Here is a 20,341-nt window from a genome sequence, read left to right on the forward strand (position 1 = left end):
AAGGATGATTGAAATCTGACTAAGCTTTTGATGTCTTGGTTATTGGTGATGCTCTCGTCGTTATTCGTTAAGGTTTATCAGTTAAAGGTATTGTAGATAATTCAGTAATCCCTTTTATTGTTTGTTGTTGCCATTTTTCTTTTGGTAATTGTCGCCTAATATTTCGCATACTTTTCCAAATAGATTTAAGCGCTAGATGATCAGCCAACCACTTTGGTGTCTCCCCCCGACCATCAGCAATAAAAATATATTCAATAGCAATTTCACTACCTTCCTCTTCTGACTGCTTAGGCATTATTTTCCAATGAGCACTGTGGGTTTTAACTTGTAAGTAATCCTTTAAATTGCTCACAGCCAAAAGCATATAGTCTTCAACGTTTACGGCATCTGTTAATTTTATCTCAACACTTAAGTCATCGTTTTGCCAATAAAGAGAATTGAGTATTAAAATTCTTGCCTGTAAAGGCCAGATTTTAGTCAGTTTTATATAGAAGCTATTTTCTGTCGCTGAATATTGCTTAATTATTTTGCTTTCACTGGCATTAACTAACCAATGTTGGGTGTTATCGACATTTTGTAAAAAGAATAAAAACCCAGAGATACTTGATTTGACTGTCGCCGTAGCCTTAATTTCAATTAGCTTGTCGTCAGTTTGACCATTTATTATAGCGGGACGGTAACTAACGCTTTGTGCGCTGGTTTTTTTCCATAACTTCCATGGGACTTGTGCGGCATAGGATAACTGTAGAGAACTAAAAAGTAGCAGTATGATAAGACAGGACGTTTTTTTCACTAAATTCAGCTGGTTATTAAATTATTTATCAATAGTATTACTGATTTTTCGGTAAAGTGCTATGTAGATTCGGCGCTGATAGTTTTGTCATTTATTCCACAAACATAACTTTGTTATAGGATAGTTTTGACAGCAGTCGAATTTAAAGCAGGTATAAACAGTATTAATTGTTCAAACCTTGTTGAAAACCCTTGTTTAAAAAGGGTAAGGCTTTTACAATAATCGGGTAAAAAACCTAATTTAAAAAAAGAGCTATAGGCTCTTTTTTATGTTCAGGATGAACATAAAAAAGCTATTGCAGGACGCAGCGGCTAATACCATTTATTTTTTAACTATTAAAACTCAAGCGACGCTTCGTGTGCGCCGCCACTGATAAGGAAAAACATGCCTGTAATTACTCTCCCTGACGGTTCACAACGCTCTTTTGAAAATGCTGTATCTATAATGGATGTTGCTCTTGATATTGGTCCTGGTCTTGCTAAAGCAACCATTGCTGGTCGTATCGATGGAAACCTTGTAGATGCCTGTGAACTAATTACTCAAGATGCTTCTTTGCAGCTTATTACGAGCAAAGATAGCGAAGGTCTTGAGATCATTCGTCACTCATGTGCACATTTATTAGGGCATGCAATAAAACAGTTATACCCAAATGTTAAAATGGCTATCGGTCCAACGATCGAAAATGGCTTTTATTATGACATTGATCTTGATGAATCAATTAGTGAAGATGATTTAGTTAAGCTTGAAAAGCGCATGACTGAACTAGCACGTACTGGTTATGAAGTTGTTAAAAAGACAGGTTCTTGGCAAGATGCTTATGACGCCTTTACTGAACGTGGCGAAACATACAAATTAGCCATTCTTGATGAGAACATTGAGAAAACAGATACACCGGCTTTATATCATCACCAAGAATACATTGATATGTGTCGTGGTCCTCATGTACCAAGCATGCGTCATTGTCATCACTTTAAATTAATGAAAGTTGCTGGTGCCTACTGGCGTGGCGATTCAGACAACAAAATGTTGCAACGTATCTATGGCACAGCATGGGCTGATAAAAAGCAACTTAAAGCTTATATAGTACGTTTAGCGGAAGCTGAAAAACGCGATCATCGTAAAATTGGTAAAACATTAGATTTATTCCATTGGCAAGAAGAAGCACCAGGCATGGTGTTTTGGCATAACGATGGTTGGACTATTTATACTGAGTTAGAGAAATTTATTCGTGAAAAGTTACACGAATATGATTACGACGAAGTTAAAGCACCAATGATGATGGATAGAAGTCTTTGGGAAAAATCAGGTCACTGGGACAAATATGCTGATGGCATGTTTACTACTACCTCAGAAAAGCGTGAATACGCAATTAAACCAATGAACTGTCCTGGTCATGTTCAAATTTTTAATCAAGGTTTGAAATCTTACCGTGATTTACCATTGCGTATTGCTGAATTTGGCTGTTGTCATCGTAATGAGCCTTCAGGGTCTTTACATGGTTTAATGCGCGTTCGTGGCTTTACTCAAGATGATGCTCATATTTTCTGTATGGAATCACAAGTTCAAGCTGAAGTTAAAAAATGTATTGAAATGGTATATGACGTCTACGGCTCGTTTGGCTTTGAAGATGTTGTTGTGAAGCTTTCTACACGTCCAGACAACCGTATTGGTAGTGATGAAATCTGGGATAAAGCAGAAGCAGGTTTAGCACAAGCATTAACAGACAGTAATATTGCCTTTGAATACTTACCGGGTGAAGGTGCTTTTTACGGCCCTAAAATAGAATTCACTTTAATGGATTGTTTAGGTCGTGCTTGGCAATGTGGCACAGTACAACTTGATTTTGCATTACCAGAGCGTTTAGGTGCAACTTATGTTGGTGAAGATAACGAAAGATATACTCCGGTAATGATTCACCGAGCAATTTTAGGTTCATTAGAACGTTTTATTGGTATTTTAATCGAAGAGTTCACTGGCAAGTTTCCAACATGGTTATCGCCTATTCAGACAACAATTATGAATATTACCGATAAACAAGCACCATATTGTGAGAAAGTTGTTAAAAAACTAAAAGAAAATGGCTTTAGAGCAAAAATAGACTTGAGAAATGAGAAGATAGGCTTTAAAATCCGCGAGCACACTTTGAAGCGAGTTCCTTATTTATTAGTTGTTGGTGATAAAGAAATGGAATCCGGTGAAATATCCGTTCGAACTCGAAGTGGTGAAGATTTAGGAAAAATGTCGGTTGATGACTTTATTGCTAAGTTATCTGATGAAGTTAAATCTCGTCAGTAAAACTAAAATAACGATAAAGTTATAAACGGATAACATAATAAAAGCAAAATAGTCTGCCTTTTCTATAATTCTATAGAATAAAGGCAGAGATTAAATAAATTAAAGAGTTCTTTGGAGGAACATGGCTATTAAAGGTGGACAACGAGGCGGGCGTAAAGAGCCAGCTCATCGTTTGAATGAGTTAATTACAGATATCCTAGACAACGAAATTCGTTTGATTAAGTTTGACGGAGAACCTGGTGGCATCGTTACATTAGATGAAGCAATGGACCAAGCGGATGACGCTGGTGTTGATCTTGTTGAAATTAGCCCTACTGCTAAACCACCCGTTTGTCGTGTGATGGATTACGGCAAGTTTATCTATGAAAAAGCTAAAGAACAGAAAGAACAACGTAAAAACCAGAAACAAATACAGGTTAAGGAAATTAAATTCCGTCCTGGTACAGATGAAGGCGATTATCAGGTGAAATTACGTAACCTGAAACGCTTTTTAGAAGGCGGCGACAAGGTCAAGGTAACATTACGTTTCCGTGGCCGTGAAATGGCCCACCAAGAGTTAGGTTTACAACTTTTAACGCGTGTTAAAAACGATTTAGAAGAGTTAACCGTACTTGAGTTCTTCCCGCGTCGTGCGGAAGGACGTCAAATGGTGATGGTTTTAGCCCCTAAAAATAGATAATCCTTGGTTTGACAAGTAATTAAACTTTTACTTTTTATTAAATAGAAGTTTAATTCACCAATTTTATCTTTACGCTGGTAGTACAGGCTTGCAAGTAAATTGATTGTTTTCACGTTATATTGTGATAAACGTCAGTTTCGCCCTCGCTACTTAATATTTGGCATATACCTTTTTTTTATTAGAAACGGTATAAATTTGAGAATTATTCACATGCCTAAAATGAAAACCAATAAAGGTGCTGCAAAGCGCTTTAAAAAAACAGCCTCTGGCTACAAGTTCAAACAAGCTGGCCTTCGTCATATCTTGACTAAGCGTCGTACTAAAGTTAAGCGTCATCTTCGTGCTAAATGCATGATCGCCGCATCTGACATTAAGTCAGTTAAAAAACTTTTACGTCACGGTTAATTAGGAGAGATAGAAAATGGCTAGAGTAAAACGTGGTGTACAAGCTCGTGCACGTCACAAAAAGGTTCTAAAGCAAGCTAAAGGTTATTACGGAGCACGTAGTCGTGTTTACCGTGTTGCTTATCAAGCAGTAACTAAAGCAGGTCAATACGCTTACCGCGATCGTCGTCAACGTAAACGTCAATTCCGTCAGCTTTGGATCGCTCGTATTAACGCAGCAGCTCGTCAAAATGGTTTATCTTACAGCAAATTCATTAATGGTCTTAAAAAGGCTTCTATTGAGATTGATCGTAAGATCCTAGCTGACATCGCAGTATACGACAAAGCAGCATTCACTTTCTTAGTTGAAAAAGCGCAAGCTTCTTTAGCTGCTTAAGTAAAGTAATGTAGGCTTAGCTAAAATTTAGTTAAGCTTAAAAAAAAGGACGCTTTATAGCGTCCTTTTTATTTTTAAAAGATAGTGTTTAATTAAAATTATTTTATTACAGTCCATTTCTACATAATAATTCTTACCATTGTGATAGAAACCTTAAGTAACGTTAGTTAAGCAGCAATTTTTATACGTGCTGAAAATATTTAATCTTTAACCAAAATAAATAATCAAGAGAACTAAGTATGAACCTAGCTGATAAAGTTTTAGCTGTTAATAACGATCTTCCTATCCGTACGGATTCACCTGTACATAGCGGTAAAGTACGTTCTGTTTATTGGTTAACAGCAACAGATAGCAAACGTCTTATCGAAGAAAAAGGCTATGATGTTCCCAGTGATACTTCGTTAGCTATTATGGTGATAAGTGATCGGATTTCTGCTTTTGATTGTATTTGGTCAGGTGAGAATGATATGCGTGGTGTTCCTGGTAAGGGCGCAGCACTTAATGCAATATCAAACCATTGGTTCAAAATGTTCAAAGAACAAGGTCTTGCCGATAGCCATATTCTAGATATTCCACACCCGTTTGTATGGATTGTACAAAAAGCTAAGCCGGTAATGATTGAAGCCATTTGTCGTCAATACATTACAGGTTCAATGTGGCGTTCATATACTAAGGGTGAAAGAGACTTTTGTGGTATTGAATTACCTGAAGGATTAGCGAAAGATAGTAAGTTAACTTCACTACTACAAACACCTTCTACTAAAGGTATATTAGAAGGTATTCCCGGTGTACCAGCGGTCGATGATGTAAATATTACTCGTAAAAACATTGAAGATAATTTTGAAGCATTCAACTTTAAATCAGTCGATGATATTGCACGGTATGAAAAACTGCTTACTGAAGGTTTTGATGTTATCTCTACCGCTTTATCAAAAATAGACCAAGTGTTTGTCGATACAAAGTTTGAGTTTGGCTATGTCAAAGATGTTAATGGCGATGACAAACTGATTTATATGGATGAAGTAGGTACGCCTGATTCTTCAAGAATATGGGATGGCGAACAATACCGAGCAGGTAAGGTTGTTGAAAACTCCAAAGAAGGTTTCCGACAGTTACTATTAAACCATTTTCCGGATGCTGATATTTTATTAAACAAAGATCGTATGAGTGAGCGTGAAGCATTAGCACGTGACAATAAACTTCCGCTATCAGTGCTGATGGATGTATCAAAAACTTATACCGATATAGCAGAAAAAATTACCGGTAATAAAATTGTTTTATCTGATAATCCTAAAGCTGAAATTATTGCCATTTTGCGTGAGCAGTATCAGTTAATTGATTAGTTTTTAGCTAATTTAATTAATAAAAAAACCAGCTTAGTGCTGGTTTTTTTATATCCATTTATACATCAAAGATAATAAGCCTTAATAATGCGGCCTAATCTTTGCCACCTTTTTCAATTATTTCTCGCGCCATTTCATCAGCAATGATACCAGTAGGTCTTGCTTGAGCGTCTGCTTTAGCGTAAATATCTAATAAAGTGTGATAAATATCGCCAACCTTTTCGGTCGCTTTTTCATGATCATAATTATTTTCAAACGAAATATTGATGATACCACCTGCATTAATCACATAATCGGGTGCGTATAATATACCGCGTTCTAACAAAGCTTGATCATGGCGAGGCTCGGCTAATTGGTTATTCGCACAACCTGCGATAATTACTGCCTTTAAACGGCTAAGCGTATCATCATTAATAGTGGCACCAAGAGCACATGGGGCATAGATATCGACGTCTTGATCGTATATTTCATCTAAGCCAACTATGGTGGCATTAAACTCAGTAGCAGCCATGTCTAAAGCTGTTTGATTGATATCAGTGATAACAAGTTCTGCCCCAGCTTTGTGCAGGTGCTCACATAATTGATAACCTACGCTACCTAAACCTTGAATGGCGACTTTTAGACCGGTTAGATCATCACGATTAAGTTTATGTTTTACTGACGCTTTGATACCGAGGAAAGTTCCAAGCGCGGTAAAAGGTGCAGGGTTACCACTTTTGCCTTCTGTGCCTGTTACAAACGGGGTAACGCTGTTTGTGATGTCAATATCACTGGTAGTAATATTGACATCTTCTGCACTTAAATAACGTCCATTTAGTCTATTTAATGCTTCACCAAAGGCTTTGAATAACGCTTTAGATTTTAGTTTTTTAGCATCACCAATAATGACAGACTTTCCTCCACCCATGCTAAGACCAGCCATAGCATTTTTATACGTCATACCTTTAGATAATCGTAAAACATCAACCAGGGCTTCATCATCGTCAGCGTAATCCCACATTCTACAGCCACCTACAGCTGCTCCAAGCTTGGTACTATGTACGGCAATTATAGCCTTAAGACCACTTGCTTCATCGCTGCAATAAACCACTTGCTCGTGGTCGTCAAAATCGGGTAAATCAAATAAAGCCATTGTTTTTCTCCATTCTTTCTTGCTAGAAAAGGCAATTTAAATGTGTTGTAATGTTGTTAAGGAACGATAGCACCTAGAAAATACTCAAGCTAGTTACTGATAAAATTAACAATTTACACTTAGGACGCAAGCTGTAAGCGAAAAGCTACAACATGCAAATTTATCGTGACAAACAGCGTTATGCTATAAATAACTAATCTAAGATAAATTCGAATAACTGAGAATTAAAATGACCGAAGCAGTACAAATGACAGAAGCGCAGCAACAGCAATGGATAAAAACGCAATATCAAGTTGCTACTAAATACCTAGCCGAGAAAGGTGTTGTTACACAGAGTGTTCAGGTTGATGAGAGTCGTTATTTAGTACCGATATTAGCATTGTGGAAGTTAACATCAATAGACGGTAATAAGTTTTGGGTTTTATGTGGAGACTTACCTAGCGATCACAGCGGTGTTGATGTTGCTCCTAATGCTCGTGAAGCATTAAGACATTTTTCCTTAAAGTGGCAAATGCAAGCTGAAAACTTATTACAAGCGAAGAATGAAGAACAAAATAAATTTGCTCATTTATTAATTGGTCGTGCTGATGGTTTGTATAAGTTATTTAATGATGAGTCATTGTGGCAATCAAAATAAATCACATTAAGTGGTTTTAGATAATGGTTGTTCCCTTATCGAAATCAATAACGTAGCATAAAAAATTTCTAAACCAGCCCTACGGGGATGTCTGAGAAAACCATGCTTTTCGTTGCATCTATTTTTAAGGGAATAACCCTTAATAAAAAGATGCGCCTCGATCATGAATCGCACAGGCATCCTGAAATGCGCATCTTGAAGTATCATGGGTATAGAAATAAAAAAAGAAGGCAGAGCCTTCTTTTTTATAGTCAAAACATGAAAGAAAAGATTATTTTAGTTCATCAATGAAAGCAACTGCACGGCCAATGTAGCTAGCAGGTGTCATTTCACATAACTGAGCTTTAGCATGTTCAGGTAATTCAAGCGTCATGATAAAAGCACGCATAGAGTCGCCATTAACACGTTTGCCACGAGTTAATTCTTTTAGTTTTTCATAAGGTTTTTCAATACCGTAACGACGCATAACCGTTTGTACTGGCTCTGCTAATACTTCCCAATTACTGTCTAATTCAGCTGCTAAGTTAGCTTCATTTACTTCTAACTTACTAATGCCTTTTAATGTAGCACCATAAGCAATCATTGTATGAGCAAAACCAACACCTAAGTTACGTAGCACTGTTGAGTCAGTTAAGTCACGCTGCCAGCGAGAGATAGGCAATTTCTGCGATAAGTGAGTGAATAATGCGTTTGCAATGCCTAAGTTACCTTCTGAGTTTTCGAAATCAATAGGGTTAACTTTATGTGGCATAGTTGATGAACCAATTTCACCAGCGATAGTTTTCTGCTTGAAATGACCCATAGCAATATAACCCCAAATATCACGATCAAAATCGATTAAAATGGTATTAAAACGTGCGATTGCGTCAAATAACTCAGCAATATAGTCATGCGGTTCAATTTGTGTGGTAAATGCGTTGAATGATAAACCTAATGAAGTAACAAACTCATTAGCGTATTCATGCCAATCAACTTCAGGATAAGCGCTAAGGTGAGCATTATAGTTACCTACAGCGCCGTTAATTTTACCTAACATTTCAACGTTAGCAATTTGCTCACGTTGACGTTGTAGACGCACATAAACGTTAGCCATCTCTTTTCCTAACGTGCTAGGTGAGGCTGGCTGGCCATGAGTACGACACATCATTGGAATCGTTTTGTATTCAATCGCTAAGGCTTTCATCGCCGCTAAAATGTTATCCATTTCTGGTAATAATACATTTTCACGACAATCAGTTAACATTAATGCGTGTGATAAGTTGTTGATGTCTTCTGAAGTACAGGCAAAGTGAATGAATTCAGTCACAGCGTTTAATTCAGCGTTATCAGCAATTTTATCTTTTAAGAAGTATTCAACCGCTTTTACATCATGGTTAGTTGTCGCTTCAATTTTTTTGATCGTTAAAGCATCTTCTTCACTAAAGTTAGCAACAATATTATTTAATACATCATTTGCTTGTTCAGAAAATGCAGGAACCTCTGCTATTGCGCTAGTAGCTGCAAGTTTTTGTAACCAACGTACTTCAACAGTAACACGGTATTTAATTAGGCCAAATTCACTAAAAATAGGGCGTAATGATTTTACCTTGCTACCATAACGACCATCTACAGGTGATATTGCACTTAATGCTGAAAGTTCCATAATTTTTCCTAGGTTATATTAATATTCTCTTTAATTAATCGGCTTAATTTAAGAGTTAAATAGTGTTTAAATTTTATCGAATAGATTTAAGTAATTCTTTTGCGGAGTCGACTATTTTCTTACGACTGAGTAATATGTGGCGTCTTTTACCGCCGACTTGTCGCCATAATACGGCTGCACGAATACCCGCTAATAGTAAGGCTCTAATTTTATATTGGTTTACATTTTGCTTTAAAATACTTGGCTCGCCAGTGACCTGAATTTTATGACCTAGCGGGCTAATAATATCGCTATAAATACTAGCAAAGCTCGCCGTTAAAGTGTCACTGGTCAGAGTGTAGTGCTCAAGTTGCCGCTCGATTGCGTTTATACGCTCACCGAGAGCATTAAGCTGTTTAGGCTGTTTAGCAAGACGTCTTTCTAGATTTATTAAGCTAATGATATAGCGAGTTAATTCGGGATCTTTGTGCTTTTTTGCACTACTTGTACCATTATCATTGCCTAAGTGGTTGATTAAGAGCTCAAGTCCTGTCTTGATATTATCGATCTCACCACCATAAACCGCTAAGGTATTTACTGGCGAAGTTTCAATGATACTTTGTAATAAAACACTGAATTCTTCATCAGTGATTTGACCTGTACGGGATACTTGTTGTACTTGATAAGCTACTTGGCAAATAGCGGCAAAGGTAATTGTTTGATCTTTCATTTTTTCTCTAGTATTTAGTTTATCTAGTCATTAGATGGGCTTGGCTTAGGCAATGCCTATAAGTTAGCGAATAAGGGTATCAATAATACCACCGCCTAAACAGACATCATCTTGATAAAATACAACGGACTGTCCAGGAGTCACTGAACTTTGTTGCTCAGTAAAGTCTATTTGATATTCTTCGGTAGCAGAGTCGGTTATAGGAGTAACAGTGCAGGAAACATCTTCTTGACGATAACGAGTTTTCACTGTGCATTGAATGCTAGATGTTAGTGCTTTTCTATCAACCCAATGTAATTGATTGGCAATTAGGCCTTTAGAAAATAGGCGAGGGTGGTTATGCCCTTGTCCAACAATCAGTACGTTGCGTAATAAATCCTTTTCAACAACATACCAAGGCTCTTCACCTGCATCAGCTAAACCGCCAATGCGTAGACCCTTGCGTTGCCCTAAAGTATGATACATAAGCCCATCATGATGACCGACAGCAACACCTTCTGCTGATTCAATAATACCGGGCTGAGCAGGTAAATATTGACCTAAAAAGTCTTTAAACTTACGTTCACCGATAAAGCAAATGCCAGTACTGTCTTTTTTGTTATGGGTGATTAATCCAGCTTTTTCTGCAATAGCACGTACTTCAGGCTTTTCAATATGGCCGACAGGAAATAAAGTGTGCGCTAACTGTGCTTCGTCGAGTGTGTAGAGAAAATAACTTTGGTCTTTGTTATTATCAAGACCTCGTATCATTTTCCATGAATTATCGCGTAGCTCACGTTGAACGTAATGTCCTGTAGCTATGTAATCTGCACCTAAGTCTTCACAAGCAAACTCTAAAAATGCTTTGAACTTTATTTCTTTATTACACATGATGTCAGGGTTGGGTGTACGTCCAGCTTTATACTCAGCAAGGAAGTATTCGAAAACATTGTCCCAATATTCAGTAGCAAAGTTGATAGTATGTAATTTGATATCTAATTTGTCACAAATAGCCTGCGCATCTTCTAAATCTTGGGATGCAGCACAATACTCATCAGTATCATCCTCTTCCCAATTTTTCATAAACAAACCCTCTACTTGATAACCTTGCTCTTTAAGCAAATAAGCAGAGACAGAAGAGTCGACACCTCCAGACATACCAACAATGACTTTGGTTTGTTCTGGGGCTTTAGTATTTGAGGCTGTTAACATGTGTTTTGACCAATAGATTTATTAAAAGTAAGTGTACTGAAATAAGAGGCGAAAAATTATAACATGCACAACTAGTAGGATATAGATTAAAGATTAGATTTTAGCTGCGATAACGGAATTTTATTGCCAGCTAAGTAATCTTCGACGCACTCTAACACCATAGGACTACGTAATTGAGCACTCTTTTCTTTTATTTGCTCAAGAGTAAGCCAATGAGTGTCAATGATTTCATCGTCTTGTGGTTGGCCTTTTAGCCATTGCTCTAACTCAACAACAAAACAAAAACGTAAAAAATATAGCTTAAGATCAGGTCGGTGAAAATAATAAATACCGCATAAAAAATCGGGTTCTACTCGTAATCCTGTTTCTTCTAGTACTTCTCGCTTTATGGCTGCAGTAAGACTTTCATTTTCTTCTAAATGCCCAGCAGGTTGATTAAAAACGACTCGACATTTTTCTTGTTCTTCAACAAACAAAAATTTACCGCCGTGATGGATAACGGCAGCAACAGTTGTATTTGGTTTAAATTGATTTATACCATGGTCGTTTTCATTAGATATATTAGGATCAGATGTGAGGGCGCTGTTGTTACTGCTCAACTTTATATTCCCCATTATTAATATTGTCTAATGTCCAGTTACCAATACGATATCTAATGAGTCGCAGGGTAGGGAAGCCTATATTTGCTGTCATCCGTCTAACTTGTCTATTACGACCTTCTGTTATGGTAATTTCTAGCCAAGTCGTTGGGATACTGGCACGCTCTCTTATAGGAGGGTTACGTGGCCAAACGTTAGGTTCGAGCATAATGGCAACTTTAGCCGGTTTAGTCATACCATCCTTTAATTCGACACCTTGACGTAATTTTGCTAAATCTTGTTCTGAAGGCGCCCCTTCAATTTGTACCCAGTACGTTTTTTCTGTTTTCTTAACTGGATTGGCAATCTGATGTTGTAATTTTCCATCATTGGTAAGTAACAATAAGCCTTCACTATCTCTATCTAATCTTCCTGCGGCATATATACCTGGTATGGTAATGAAATCTTTTAATGTACGACGGTTGTTCTCATCGGTAAATTGACAAAGCACGTCAAACGGTTTGTTAAAAAGCACGACTATCTGCTTTTCATCAAGTGGTCGTACCTTTCGCTGCTTTTTAGCGGTATGTCTTGTATAGCCTTTGCTTTGATTCATTTGTAGACTAATTTTCCTTTAAAATATGTGATGCCTTTCTGCCTGGCTATATTAATACGCTTTGAATTACTATACTATGTGCGCGCAAAAAATAAATTTTAGCTTGGGTGAATATGCATTAAATTCTAATAGATATTTATGTGTTCACCGGAGCTTTTTGGCTAATTAAAGTAGGAATCTCAATGAGCACTGATAACTCAAAAATCATTTATACTATTACCGATGAAGCGCCTGCCTTAGCGACGTATTCTTTATTACCAATTATTCAAGCTTATACTGCTTCTTCAGGCATTAACGTTGAAACACGTGATATTTCTTTAGCCGCTCGTATCTTAGCTAATTTCCCAAAATACTTAACTAAAGAGCAGCGCGTTGATGATGCATTATCTGAGTTAGGTAAGTTAGCTAAAACTCCAGAAGCTAATATTATCAAGTTACCAAATATTTCAGCGTCTATTCCACAATTAGAATTGGCTATTAAAGAATTACAAGCAAAGGGTTATGACTTACCTCATTATCCTGCAGAACCACAAAATGAAGCGGAAGAATCAATTAAACTAACTTACGCTAAAGTTTTAGGTTCAGCGGTTAACCCGGTATTGCGTGAAGGTAACTCTGATCGCCGTGCACCTGGTTCTGTTAAGCAATACGCACGTAACAACCCACATTCAATGGGAGCATGGTCTCCTGAATCGAAATCACATGTTGCTCACATGGAATCTGGTGATTTTTACGGTAGTGAAAAATCAGTAACTATTGATGGCGCAACGAGTATAAATATTGAGTTTGTTGCTCAAAATGGTGACGTGACATTATTAAAATCAAAATTACCATTACTTGATAAAGAAATTATCGATGCTTCAGTAATGAGTAAATCAGCATTAATCGAATTTTATGAAACTGAAATTGATAAAGCTAAAGAAGAAGATGTTTTACTTTCATTGCATTTAAAAGCAACCATGATGAAAGTTTCAGATCCAATTATGTTTGGCCATGCAGTTAAAGTATTTTATAAAGATGTATTTACTAAACATGAAGCTACCTTTGATCAGTTAGGTGTCGACGCTGATAACGGTATCGGTGATGTTTACGCTAAAATCGCACGTTTACCTGCTGCTCAAAAAGCAGAAATAGAAGCCGATTTACAAGCTGTTTATGCAACTCGTCCTGAAATGGCTATGGTTGATTCTGATAAGGGTATTACTAATTTACATGTGCCTAGTGATGTAATCATTGATGCATCAATGCCTGCTGCTCTTCGTGCCTCTGGTATGATGTGGGCACCGGATGGAAGTCAAAAAGATACTAAGTTTATGATCCCAGATCGTAACTATGCTGGCGTTTTCTCGGCTGTAGTAGATTTTTGTCGTGAAAATGGTGCTTTCAATCCAACGACAATGGGTACAGTTCCTAATGTTGGCTTAATGGCGCAAAAAGCTGAAGAATATGGTTCACATGATAAAACTTTTACCATGTCAGCTACCGGTGTTGTTCGTGTTGTGAATGATAACGGTGATATCTTGATTGAGCAGAATGTTGCACAAGGTGATATTTTCAGAATGTGTCAGGTTAAAGACGCACCAATTCAAGATTGGGTTAAATTAGCGGTAACTCGTGCTAAAGCAACGGGTACTCCAACTGTATTTTGGTTAGATGAAAATCGTGGCCATGATGCAGAAATGATCAAGAAAGTTAATACTTATTTAGCTGACCATGATACTAACGGTTTAGACATTCAAATTCTTGAACCTGTTAAGGCTTGCGAATATACGCTTGCACGTGTTGCTAAAGGTGAAGATGCAATCTCAGTTACGGGTAATGTATTACGTGATTACTTAACTGATTTATTTCCAATTTTAGAACTTGGAACAAGTGCTAAAATGCTTTCTATTGTGCCATTAATGAATGGTGGTGGTTTATTCGAAACTGGTGCTGGTGGTTCTGCGCCTAAGCACGTTCAACAATTCGAAAAAGAAAATCACTTACGTTGGGATTCTTTAGGTGAGTTTTTAGCACTTGCAGCATCACTTGAACATGTTGCAATATCGACAGGCAATGCGAAAGCACAAGTATTAGCTGATACATTAGATTCGGCAACGGGTAAATTCTTAGATACCAATAAATCACCATCTCGTCGAGTTGGAGAGTTAGATAACCGTGGTAGCCATTTCTATCTTGCTATGTATTGGGCACAAGCCATTGCAGAGCAAACTACAGATACTGATCTTAAAGAAAGCTTCACAGGTGTTGCTCAAGCACTGACTAAGCAAGAAGAGAAAATTGTAGCTGAATTAAATGCAGCTCAAGGTCCAGCTATCGATGTTAATGGCTATTATTTTGCGGATACGCAACTTACAGAAAAAGCAATGCGCCCAAGTGAAACATTGAATACAATTTTATCTGCATTGCTCTAAGTCAATTTATTGCTTTAAAATAAATATGTAGTTAAGGTGCTAGTAAATAGCACTATATTAATCAAAAGCTAAAATATAATGTTTAGTTTTTGATTATCTTTATTATTATATTTAAGTCTAATTTATGTTTATTCATTGTAATGATAATAGGTATCACTAAATAGTGATTAGTGCCTTATCCTTTTTTGAATTATTTTAGTAAAATAACCTTTTTATACTTGTTTAATGTGGAGCTCGCCCTATGACTAATCAAATCATCATCCCCACTACCGGAGATAAAATTACCTTTGTTGATGGTAAGTTATCAGTACCAAATAATCCGATAATCCCTTTTATTGAAGGTGATGGCATTGGTGTTGATGTAACACCCCCAATGCTAAAAGTTGTGAATGCAGCAGTTGCTAAAGCGTATGCCGGCGAAAGAGAAATTGCGTGGATGGAAGTCTATGCGGGTGAAAAAGCGACTAAAATGTATGATAGTGAAACGTGGCTTCCTGAAGAAACACTTGCCATATTACAAGAATATAAAGTTTCTATTAAAGGACCTCTAACTACACCCGTAGGTGGTGGCATGAGTTCTTTAAATGTTGCAATAAGACAAATGCTTGATCTTTACGTCTGTCAACGTCCTGTTCAATGGTTTACTGGTGTTCCAAGTCCAGTAAAAAGACCTTCTGAAGTTGATATGGTCATCTTTCGTGAAAATACCGAAGATATCTATGCTGGCATAGAATATAAAGCGGGTAGTGATAAAGCGAAAGCGGTGATTGAATTCTTAACTGAAGAAATGGGTGCTAGTAATATCCGTTTTACTGATAACTGTGGTATCGGTATAAAGCCAGTATCAAAAGAAGGAAGTCAACGTTTAGTAAGACAAGCGATTCAATACGCAATTGATAATGATAAAGACTCGGTAACTCTGGTTCATAAAGGTAATATTATGAAATTCACAGAGGGCGCTTTTAAAGATTGGGGTTATGAGCTTGCTCGTGATGAATTTGGCGCAAGTTTGATTGATGGCGGACCTTGGAGTACGCTTACAAACCCAAATACAGGTAATGAGATTATCATCAAGGATGTTATTGCTGATGCCATGTTACAGCAAATCTTGTTACGTCCTGCTGAATATAGTGTTATCGCCACTTTAAACTTAAATGGTGATTACCTATCTGATGCTCTTGCTGCTCAAGTTGGTGGTATTGGTATTGCTCCTGGAGCTAATTTAGGCGACGAAGTTGCTGTATTTGAAGCAACTCATGGAACAGCGCCTAAATATGCCGGTAAAAATAAAGTAAATCCTGGTTCTGTAATTCTTTCTGCAGAAATGATGTTAAGACATATGGGCTGGCTTGAAGCGGCTGATTTATTGCTTAAAGGCATGTCAGGAGCAATCAAAGCGAAAACAGTAACCTATGATTTTGAGCGCCTTATGGATGATGCGACGTTAGTCTCTTGTTCAGCGTTTGGAGATTGTATTATTGATCATATGTAAATATTGATCACATATACTATCGAAAATCATCCAATAAAAAACACAGCTTAATAGCTGTGTTTTTTTATCTTATTAGCGTAACATTTTATATTTATTCTAGTTCGCCATCAGCTAATTTGATACTTGCTGCATGATGACCTTTAGGGCCATCATTTAGTTCGTAATCGACATCCTGTCCTGCTTTTAATGTTCGATATCCATCCATCTCAATAGTTGAATAGTGTGCGAAAATATCTTCTCCGCCACTATCTGGGCGAATAAAGCCAAAACCTTTCGCATTATTAAACCATTTAACTGTACCGTGTGCCATACTTCAACTTCCTTCTATATCCTTTAGTATTCAATTATGTTTTACTTATATTTTGGTACCATGCTTTAAAAGAGTAGTTAAATATAAGTAAGTGCATAGACAACAGACTAAGCGACTAAAAACTAGCCACCTATAGAATCGTAGATAAATTAATAAATTTGTCAAGTTTAAAAGCTGTTTTTTTTTAATTATTTTAAGCTTAATTGCACGAAAAGTTACAGCAAAAGTAAAAAGTAGAGACTAAGATAAATATATGAGCAACTGGAAAGAGTTATTTGACACCGAAGGCATTGTAGAAGAGTCAGTTAAAGAGCAAATAGAAGAGCCGGCTAAATACTATGTTTTTTTACTTAATGATGACTACACCCCAATGGATTTTGTTGTAGACGTCTTGTGTAACTTTTTTAATAAAAGTGAAGAGCAAGCAACAGATATAATGTTAACCATTCATTATAAAGGAAAAGCCCTTTGTGGCACATATACTGCTGAAATAGCAGAAACAAAAGTAGAACAGGTTGTCCAGTACGCTTTTGAAAATCAGCACCCTCTTAAGTGTGTGATGACAAAAGCCTAAAGTTATAAATTGGAGTAGTTATGCTAAACAAAGACTTAGAAGTATCACTTAATTTAGCCTTTCGCCAAGCTAAAGAATCTCGCCATGAATTTATGACTGTTGAACATTTATTGTTGGCCCTATTAGATAATCCCTCAGCGATCGAAGCACTTGGTGCTTGCGGAGCGGATTTAACAAAACTTCGCAAAAGTTTATTAGACTTTATCAGCGAAACAACACCTACGATTCCTGTAAGTGAACATGAGCGTGAAACTCAACCTACGTTAGGCTTTCAACGGGTATTACAACGCGCTGTATTTCATGTGCAATCATCAGGTAAAAATGAAGTCAGCGGCTCAAATGTATTAGTGGCAATTTTTAGCGAACAAGAATCACAAGCCGCTTATATCTTGAAAAAATCTGATATTAGTCGTTTAGATATTGTTAATTATATTTCTCACGGTATTGCAAAAATTGATGATGAACATTCCCCACATACTTTGGATGGGGAACAGCAAAGCGAAGAAGAACCGCGTACCATTGATAACTTTTCGGTAAACCTTAATGAAGAAGCGATAAAAGGTAATATTGATCCTTTAATTGGTCGTGACGATGAACTTGAACGTACTTTACAGGTGTTGAGTCGACGTAGAAAAAACAATCCGCTGTTTGTTGGTGAGGCTGGTGTGGGTAAAACGGCTATTGCTGAAGGTTTAGCTAATTTAATTGTCAATAAAGAAGTGCCTGAGTTTTTAGCTGATGCGACCATTTATTCTCTAGATATGGGGGCATTACTCGCAGGTACTAAATATAGAGGCGATTTTGAAAAACGTTTTAAATCATTATTAAAAGAGCTAGAAGCAGATAAGAATGCTGTGTTATTTATTGATGAAATTCATACTATTATAGGTGCCGGTGCGGCTTCTGGCGGTATGATGGATGCTTCTAACCTGCTTAAACCGTTATTGTCAGCTGGGAAAATTCGCTGCTTAGGTTCGACGACATACCAAGAGTATCAAAGTGTTTTTGAAAAAGACCGAGCCTTAGCCCGTCGTTTTCAAAAAATTGATATTGCGGAGCCGAGTGTTGCTGATACCACTAAAATACTGCAAGGTTTAAAAGAGAAATATGAAAGCCATCATGGCATTCGTTATACTAATAAAGCCTTACATGCAGCAGCTCAGTTGTCAGCTAAATATATTAATGAAAGGTTTCTTCCTGATAAAGCCATTGATGTCATTGATGAAGCGGGTGCTAAGCAACAACTTGTTGCACCTAATAAACGTAAGAAAGTTATTAATAATACCGATATCGAAAGCATTGTTGCAAAAATGGCGAGGATTCCTGAAAAGTCAGTATCACTTACTGAAAAAGATGGACTTAAAAATCTAGACCGAAACTTGAAACTTGTTGTGTTTGGTCAAGATCAAGCTGTTGATGAGCTTTCGTCTGTTATTCGGTTATCTCGAGCAGGGCTAGGTAGTGAAGAAAAACCAGTAGGCTCTTTCTTATTTGCCGGTCCTACAGGTGTTGGTAAAACAGAGATAACACAACAGTTAGCTAAAATATTGGGCATAGAGTTGTTACGTTTTGATATGTCAGAATATATGGAGAAACATGCTGTTAGTCGTCTTATTGGTGCTCCCCCTGGATATGTAGGTTATGAGCAGGGTGGTTTACTAACTGATGGGGTTATAAAGCATCCTCATGCGGTCGTCTTATTAGATGAAATAGAAAAAGCTCATGAAGATGTTTATAACATTCTATTGCAAGTGATGGATCACGGTACACTAACCGATAATAATGGTCGAAAAGCCGACTTTAGAAACATTATTCTGGTGTTAACAACTAATGCAGGGGTACAAGAAACGGTACGCCAATCTATCGGCTTTAAACAGCAAGATCATAGCCTCGATGCATTAAGTGAAATAAATAAAGTCTTTTCACCTGAGTTTAGAAACCGCTTAGACAACATTGTTTGGTTTAATCATTTAGACAACATTGTTATTCATCAAGTAGTAGATAAATTTATTGTCGAATTGCAGGCTCAGCTTGATGATAAAGGCGTTTCACTTGAATTAACCAAGCAAGCTAAACAATGGTTAGCTGAAAATGGTTATGATAAAGCCATGGGAGCAAGACCGATGGCTCGCTTAATACAAGAGCACTTGAAGAAAACACTAGCAAATGAGTTGCTCTTTGGTGAATTGACCCATGGCGGTACTGCTAAGGTCGATGTTAAAAAAGATAAATTGGTCTTTAATTTTGAAAATAAGCAAGAATTGATTACTGCGAAATAATAATTCAAAGGTAACCGATTAAAAACCTAACGAGTTCGTTAGGTTTTTTTATGTCTGTCATTTAGTCTGTTATCGATAGGGGAGTGGCTATTGATTGATAAATGGTGTCATTACACTTTAATGTGGCTCCCAGCTCATTATATAGAATGACTCGAACTAGTGGCACATGTCGGTTTAAAGAGAGCACAGTCCATCGCTTTGCCGATAATACTATTAAAGAATCAAGTAGCTCTATTATCGATGTAACTTTTCTTCAGACGAAAAAAAACCTGCATATAGCAGGTTTCGTTTCACATTTTAATGTGGCTCCCCAAACTGGGCTCGAACCAGTGACACATGGATTAACAGTCCATCGCTCTACCAACTGAGCTATTGGGGAATAAACTTTTTTAACTTCTGTTTATTAATGAAGTTGAATGTGGCTCCCCAAACTGGGCTCGAACCAGTGACACATGGATTAACAGTCCATCGCTCTACCAACTGAGCTATTGGGGAATAAACTTTTTTAACTTCTGTTTATTAATGAAGTTGAATGTGGCTCCCCAAACTGGGCTCGAACCAGTGACACATGGATTAACAGTCCATCGCTCTACCAACTGAGCTATTGGGGAATAAACTTTTTTAACTTCTGTTTATTAATGAAGTTGAATGTGGCTCCCCAAACTGGGCTCGAACCAGTGACACATGGATTAACAGTCCATCGCTCTACCAACTGAGCTATTGGGGAATCGCGTTAACCTCAGTGGCTAACGGGGCAGAATAATAAAGACCTGTGGCCTATGTGTCAACACAAAAATAATAAATTATTGAAATAAATATTGTTTGTTGAAGATGTGTTCAGAATAGGTTCTTTTACACCACTATTAGACGGTTTTT

Annotated in this window: 18 protein-coding genes and 4 tRNA genes; 10 read left to right on the top strand and 12 right to left on the bottom strand. The window is 37.2% G+C overall.

What is annotated here, in order from left to right:
* Nucleotides 1–67: 67 nt before the first annotated feature.
* The gene (locus CXF79_RS11795) at nt 68–793 is read right to left on the bottom strand and encodes a hypothetical protein (protein WP_101155104.1); all 726 of its coding nucleotides are present in this window, start codon (nt 791–793) and stop codon (nt 68–70) included.
* Nucleotides 794–1,177: 384 nt separating this feature from the next.
* Between CXF79_RS11795 and thrS the strand changes: the two genes are divergently transcribed.
* The 5 genes from thrS to CXF79_RS11820 all read left to right on the top strand — a co-directional run bounded on the left by thrS (nt 1,178) and on the right by CXF79_RS11820 (nt 5,891).
* Nucleotides 1,178–3,088 carry a threonine--tRNA ligase gene (gene thrS / locus CXF79_RS11800; protein ID WP_101155106.1) on the top strand — a complete coding sequence of 637 codons (1,911 nt, stop codon included), beginning with the start codon at nt 1,178–1,180 and terminating at the stop codon, nt 3,086–3,088.
* 121 nt (nt 3,089–3,209) lie between these two features.
* Nucleotides 3,210–3,767: a translation initiation factor IF-3 gene (gene infC, locus CXF79_RS11805; protein WP_011043701.1), complete on the top strand. Its 558-nt coding sequence runs from the start codon at nt 3,210–3,212 to the stop codon at nt 3,765–3,767.
* Nucleotides 3,768–3,977: 210 nt separating this feature from the next.
* Nucleotides 3,978–4,172: a 50S ribosomal protein L35 gene (rpmI, locus tag CXF79_RS11810; RefSeq protein WP_033094689.1), complete on the top strand. Its 195-nt coding sequence runs from the start codon at nt 3,978–3,980 to the stop codon at nt 4,170–4,172.
* 16 nt (nt 4,173–4,188) lie between these two features.
* The gene (rplT, locus tag CXF79_RS11815; RefSeq protein WP_011043699.1) at nt 4,189–4,548 is read left to right on the top strand and encodes a 50S ribosomal protein L20; all 360 of its coding nucleotides are present in this window, start codon (nt 4,189–4,191) and stop codon (nt 4,546–4,548) included.
* Nucleotides 4,549–4,787: 239 nt separating this feature from the next.
* Entirely contained in the window at nt 4,788–5,891 is a 1,104-nt protein-coding gene (locus CXF79_RS11820; RefSeq protein WP_011043698.1) for a phosphoribosylaminoimidazolesuccinocarboxamide synthase, read from the top strand.
* Between the two features lie 94 nt (nt 5,892–5,985).
* On the opposite strand, the gene CXF79_RS11825 is transcribed toward CXF79_RS11820, so the two are convergent.
* Nucleotides 5,986–7,023 (bottom strand): Leu/Phe/Val dehydrogenase, encoded by a 1,038-nt coding sequence (locus CXF79_RS11825; protein ID WP_011043697.1) that lies wholly within the window; start codon nt 7,021–7,023, stop codon nt 5,986–5,988.
* A gap of 229 nt (nt 7,024–7,252) precedes the next feature.
* On the opposite strand from CXF79_RS11825, the gene CXF79_RS11830 reads away from it, so the two are divergent.
* Nucleotides 7,253–7,660 carry a DUF4826 family protein gene (locus CXF79_RS11830; RefSeq protein WP_041736999.1) on the top strand — a complete coding sequence of 136 codons (408 nt, stop codon included), beginning with the start codon at nt 7,253–7,255 and terminating at the stop codon, nt 7,658–7,660.
* A gap of 271 nt (nt 7,661–7,931) precedes the next feature.
* Here CXF79_RS11830 and purB read toward each other — a convergent pair whose 3' ends face one another.
* The 5 genes from purB to CXF79_RS11860 form a co-directional block, all read right to left on the bottom strand.
* Nucleotides 7,932–9,302 carry an adenylosuccinate lyase gene (gene purB / locus CXF79_RS11840; protein WP_101155110.1) on the bottom strand — a complete coding sequence of 457 codons (1,371 nt, stop codon included), beginning with the start codon at nt 9,300–9,302 and terminating at the stop codon, nt 7,932–7,934.
* A 73-nt stretch (nt 9,303–9,375) separates the two neighbouring features.
* Nucleotides 9,376–10,011 carry a high frequency lysogenization protein HflD gene (gene hflD, locus CXF79_RS11845; RefSeq protein WP_011043694.1) on the bottom strand — a complete coding sequence of 212 codons (636 nt, stop codon included), beginning with the start codon at nt 10,009–10,011 and terminating at the stop codon, nt 9,376–9,378.
* A 63-nt stretch (nt 10,012–10,074) separates the two neighbouring features.
* Nucleotides 10,075–11,202, bottom strand: a complete 1,128-nt coding sequence (gene mnmA / locus CXF79_RS11850) for a tRNA 2-thiouridine(34) synthase MnmA (RefSeq protein WP_101155112.1) — start codon at nt 11,200–11,202, stop codon at nt 10,075–10,077.
* A gap of 86 nt (nt 11,203–11,288) precedes the next feature.
* Entirely contained in the window at nt 11,289–11,801 is a 513-nt protein-coding gene (locus CXF79_RS11855) for an NUDIX hydrolase (protein WP_232769159.1), read from the bottom strand.
* Nucleotides 11,791–12,396 carry a pseudouridine synthase gene (locus CXF79_RS11860; RefSeq protein WP_011043691.1) on the bottom strand — a complete coding sequence of 202 codons (606 nt, stop codon included), beginning with the start codon at nt 12,394–12,396 and terminating at the stop codon, nt 11,791–11,793. The genes CXF79_RS11855 and CXF79_RS11860 overlap by 11 nt, the downstream gene beginning before the upstream one ends.
* 182 nt (nt 12,397–12,578) lie before the next feature.
* Here CXF79_RS11860 and CXF79_RS11865 point away from each other — a divergent pair, with 182 nt between their 5' ends.
* Both CXF79_RS11865 and icd read left to right on the top strand, forming a co-directional pair.
* Nucleotides 12,579–14,810: an NADP-dependent isocitrate dehydrogenase gene (locus CXF79_RS11865; RefSeq protein ID WP_101155116.1), complete on the top strand. Its 2,232-nt coding sequence runs from the start codon at nt 12,579–12,581 to the stop codon at nt 14,808–14,810.
* 241 nt (nt 14,811–15,051) lie between these two features.
* Nucleotides 15,052–16,302, top strand: coding sequence for an NADP-dependent isocitrate dehydrogenase (icd, locus tag CXF79_RS11870; RefSeq protein ID WP_011043689.1), 1,251 nt, complete (start codon nt 15,052–15,054; stop codon nt 16,300–16,302).
* Nucleotides 16,303–16,393: 91 nt separating this feature from the next.
* On the opposite strand, the gene cspD is transcribed toward icd, so the two are convergent.
* On the bottom strand, nt 16,394–16,612 hold the full coding sequence (gene cspD / locus CXF79_RS11875; protein ID WP_011043688.1) for a cold shock domain-containing protein CspD: 219 nt from the start codon (nt 16,610–16,612) through the stop codon (nt 16,394–16,396).
* A 253-nt stretch (nt 16,613–16,865) separates the two neighbouring features.
* On the opposite strand from cspD, the gene clpS reads away from it, so the two are divergent.
* Together clpS and clpA are read left to right on the top strand one after the other, a co-directional pair.
* Nucleotides 16,866–17,186: an ATP-dependent Clp protease adapter ClpS gene (gene clpS, locus CXF79_RS11880; protein WP_011043687.1), complete on the top strand. Its 321-nt coding sequence runs from the start codon at nt 16,866–16,868 to the stop codon at nt 17,184–17,186.
* 20 nt (nt 17,187–17,206) lie between these two features.
* Complete coding sequence (gene clpA / locus CXF79_RS11885; RefSeq protein WP_011043686.1) at nt 17,207–19,465, top strand: ATP-dependent Clp protease ATP-binding subunit ClpA; 2,259 nt, start codon at nt 17,207–17,209, stop codon at nt 19,463–19,465.
* A 303-nt stretch (nt 19,466–19,768) separates the two neighbouring features.
* Here clpA and CXF79_RS11890 read toward each other — a convergent pair.
* The 4 genes from CXF79_RS11890 to CXF79_RS11905 all read right to left on the bottom strand — a co-directional run bounded on the left by CXF79_RS11890 (nt 19,769) and on the right by CXF79_RS11905 (nt 20,192).
* A tRNA-Asn gene (locus tag CXF79_RS11890) sits at nt 19,769–19,844 on the bottom strand.
* Between the two features lie 40 nt (nt 19,845–19,884).
* Nucleotides 19,885–19,960 (bottom strand) — tRNA-Asn (locus tag CXF79_RS11895).
* Between the two features lie 40 nt (nt 19,961–20,000).
* Nucleotides 20,001–20,076 (bottom strand) — tRNA-Asn (locus CXF79_RS11900).
* A gap of 40 nt (nt 20,077–20,116) precedes the next feature.
* Nucleotides 20,117–20,192 (bottom strand) — tRNA-Asn (locus CXF79_RS11905).
* Nucleotides 20,193–20,341 lie beyond the last annotated feature (149 nt).

This window comes from Colwellia sp. Bg11-28 (assembly GCF_002836245.1).
Lineage (GTDB): Bacteria > Pseudomonadota > Gammaproteobacteria > Enterobacterales > Alteromonadaceae > Colwellia > Colwellia psychrerythraea_A.

Excerpts from the sequence above, each read along its gene's own strand:
- thrS (WP_101155106.1), top strand. The coding sequence starts at position 1,178 with ATGCCTGTAATTACTCTCCCTGACGGTTCACAACGCTCTTTTGAAAAT.
- infC (WP_011043701.1), top strand. The coding sequence starts at position 3,210 with ATGGCTATTAAAGGTGGACAACGAGGCGGGCGTAAAGAGCCAGCTCAT.
- rpmI (WP_033094689.1), top strand. The coding sequence starts at position 3,978 with ATGCCTAAAATGAAAACCAATAAAGGTGCTGCAAAGCGCTTTAAAAAA.
- rplT (WP_011043699.1), top strand. The coding sequence starts at position 4,189 with ATGGCTAGAGTAAAACGTGGTGTACAAGCTCGTGCACGTCACAAAAAG.
- CXF79_RS11820 (WP_011043698.1), top strand. The coding sequence starts at position 4,788 with ATGAACCTAGCTGATAAAGTTTTAGCTGTTAATAACGATCTTCCTATC.
- CXF79_RS11825 (WP_011043697.1), bottom strand. The coding sequence starts at position 7,023 with ATGGCTTTATTTGATTTACCCGATTTTGACGACCACGAGCAAGTGGTT.
- CXF79_RS11830 (WP_041736999.1), top strand. The coding sequence starts at position 7,253 with ATGACCGAAGCAGTACAAATGACAGAAGCGCAGCAACAGCAATGGATA.
- purB (WP_101155110.1), bottom strand. The coding sequence starts at position 9,302 with ATGGAACTTTCAGCATTAAGTGCAATATCACCTGTAGATGGTCGTTAT.
- hflD (WP_011043694.1), bottom strand. The coding sequence starts at position 10,011 with ATGAAAGATCAAACAATTACCTTTGCCGCTATTTGCCAAGTAGCTTAT.
- mnmA (WP_101155112.1), bottom strand. The coding sequence starts at position 11,202 with ATGTTAACAGCCTCAAATACTAAAGCCCCAGAACAAACCAAAGTCATT.
- CXF79_RS11860 (WP_011043691.1), bottom strand. The coding sequence starts at position 12,396 with ATGAATCAAAGCAAAGGCTATACAAGACATACCGCTAAAAAGCAGCGA.
- CXF79_RS11865 (WP_101155116.1), top strand. The coding sequence starts at position 12,579 with ATGAGCACTGATAACTCAAAAATCATTTATACTATTACCGATGAAGCG.
- icd (WP_011043689.1), top strand. The coding sequence starts at position 15,052 with ATGACTAATCAAATCATCATCCCCACTACCGGAGATAAAATTACCTTT.
- cspD (WP_011043688.1), bottom strand. The coding sequence starts at position 16,612 with ATGGCACACGGTACAGTTAAATGGTTTAATAATGCGAAAGGTTTTGGC.
- clpS (WP_011043687.1), top strand. The coding sequence starts at position 16,866 with ATGAGCAACTGGAAAGAGTTATTTGACACCGAAGGCATTGTAGAAGAG.
- clpA (WP_011043686.1), top strand. The coding sequence starts at position 17,207 with ATGCTAAACAAAGACTTAGAAGTATCACTTAATTTAGCCTTTCGCCAA.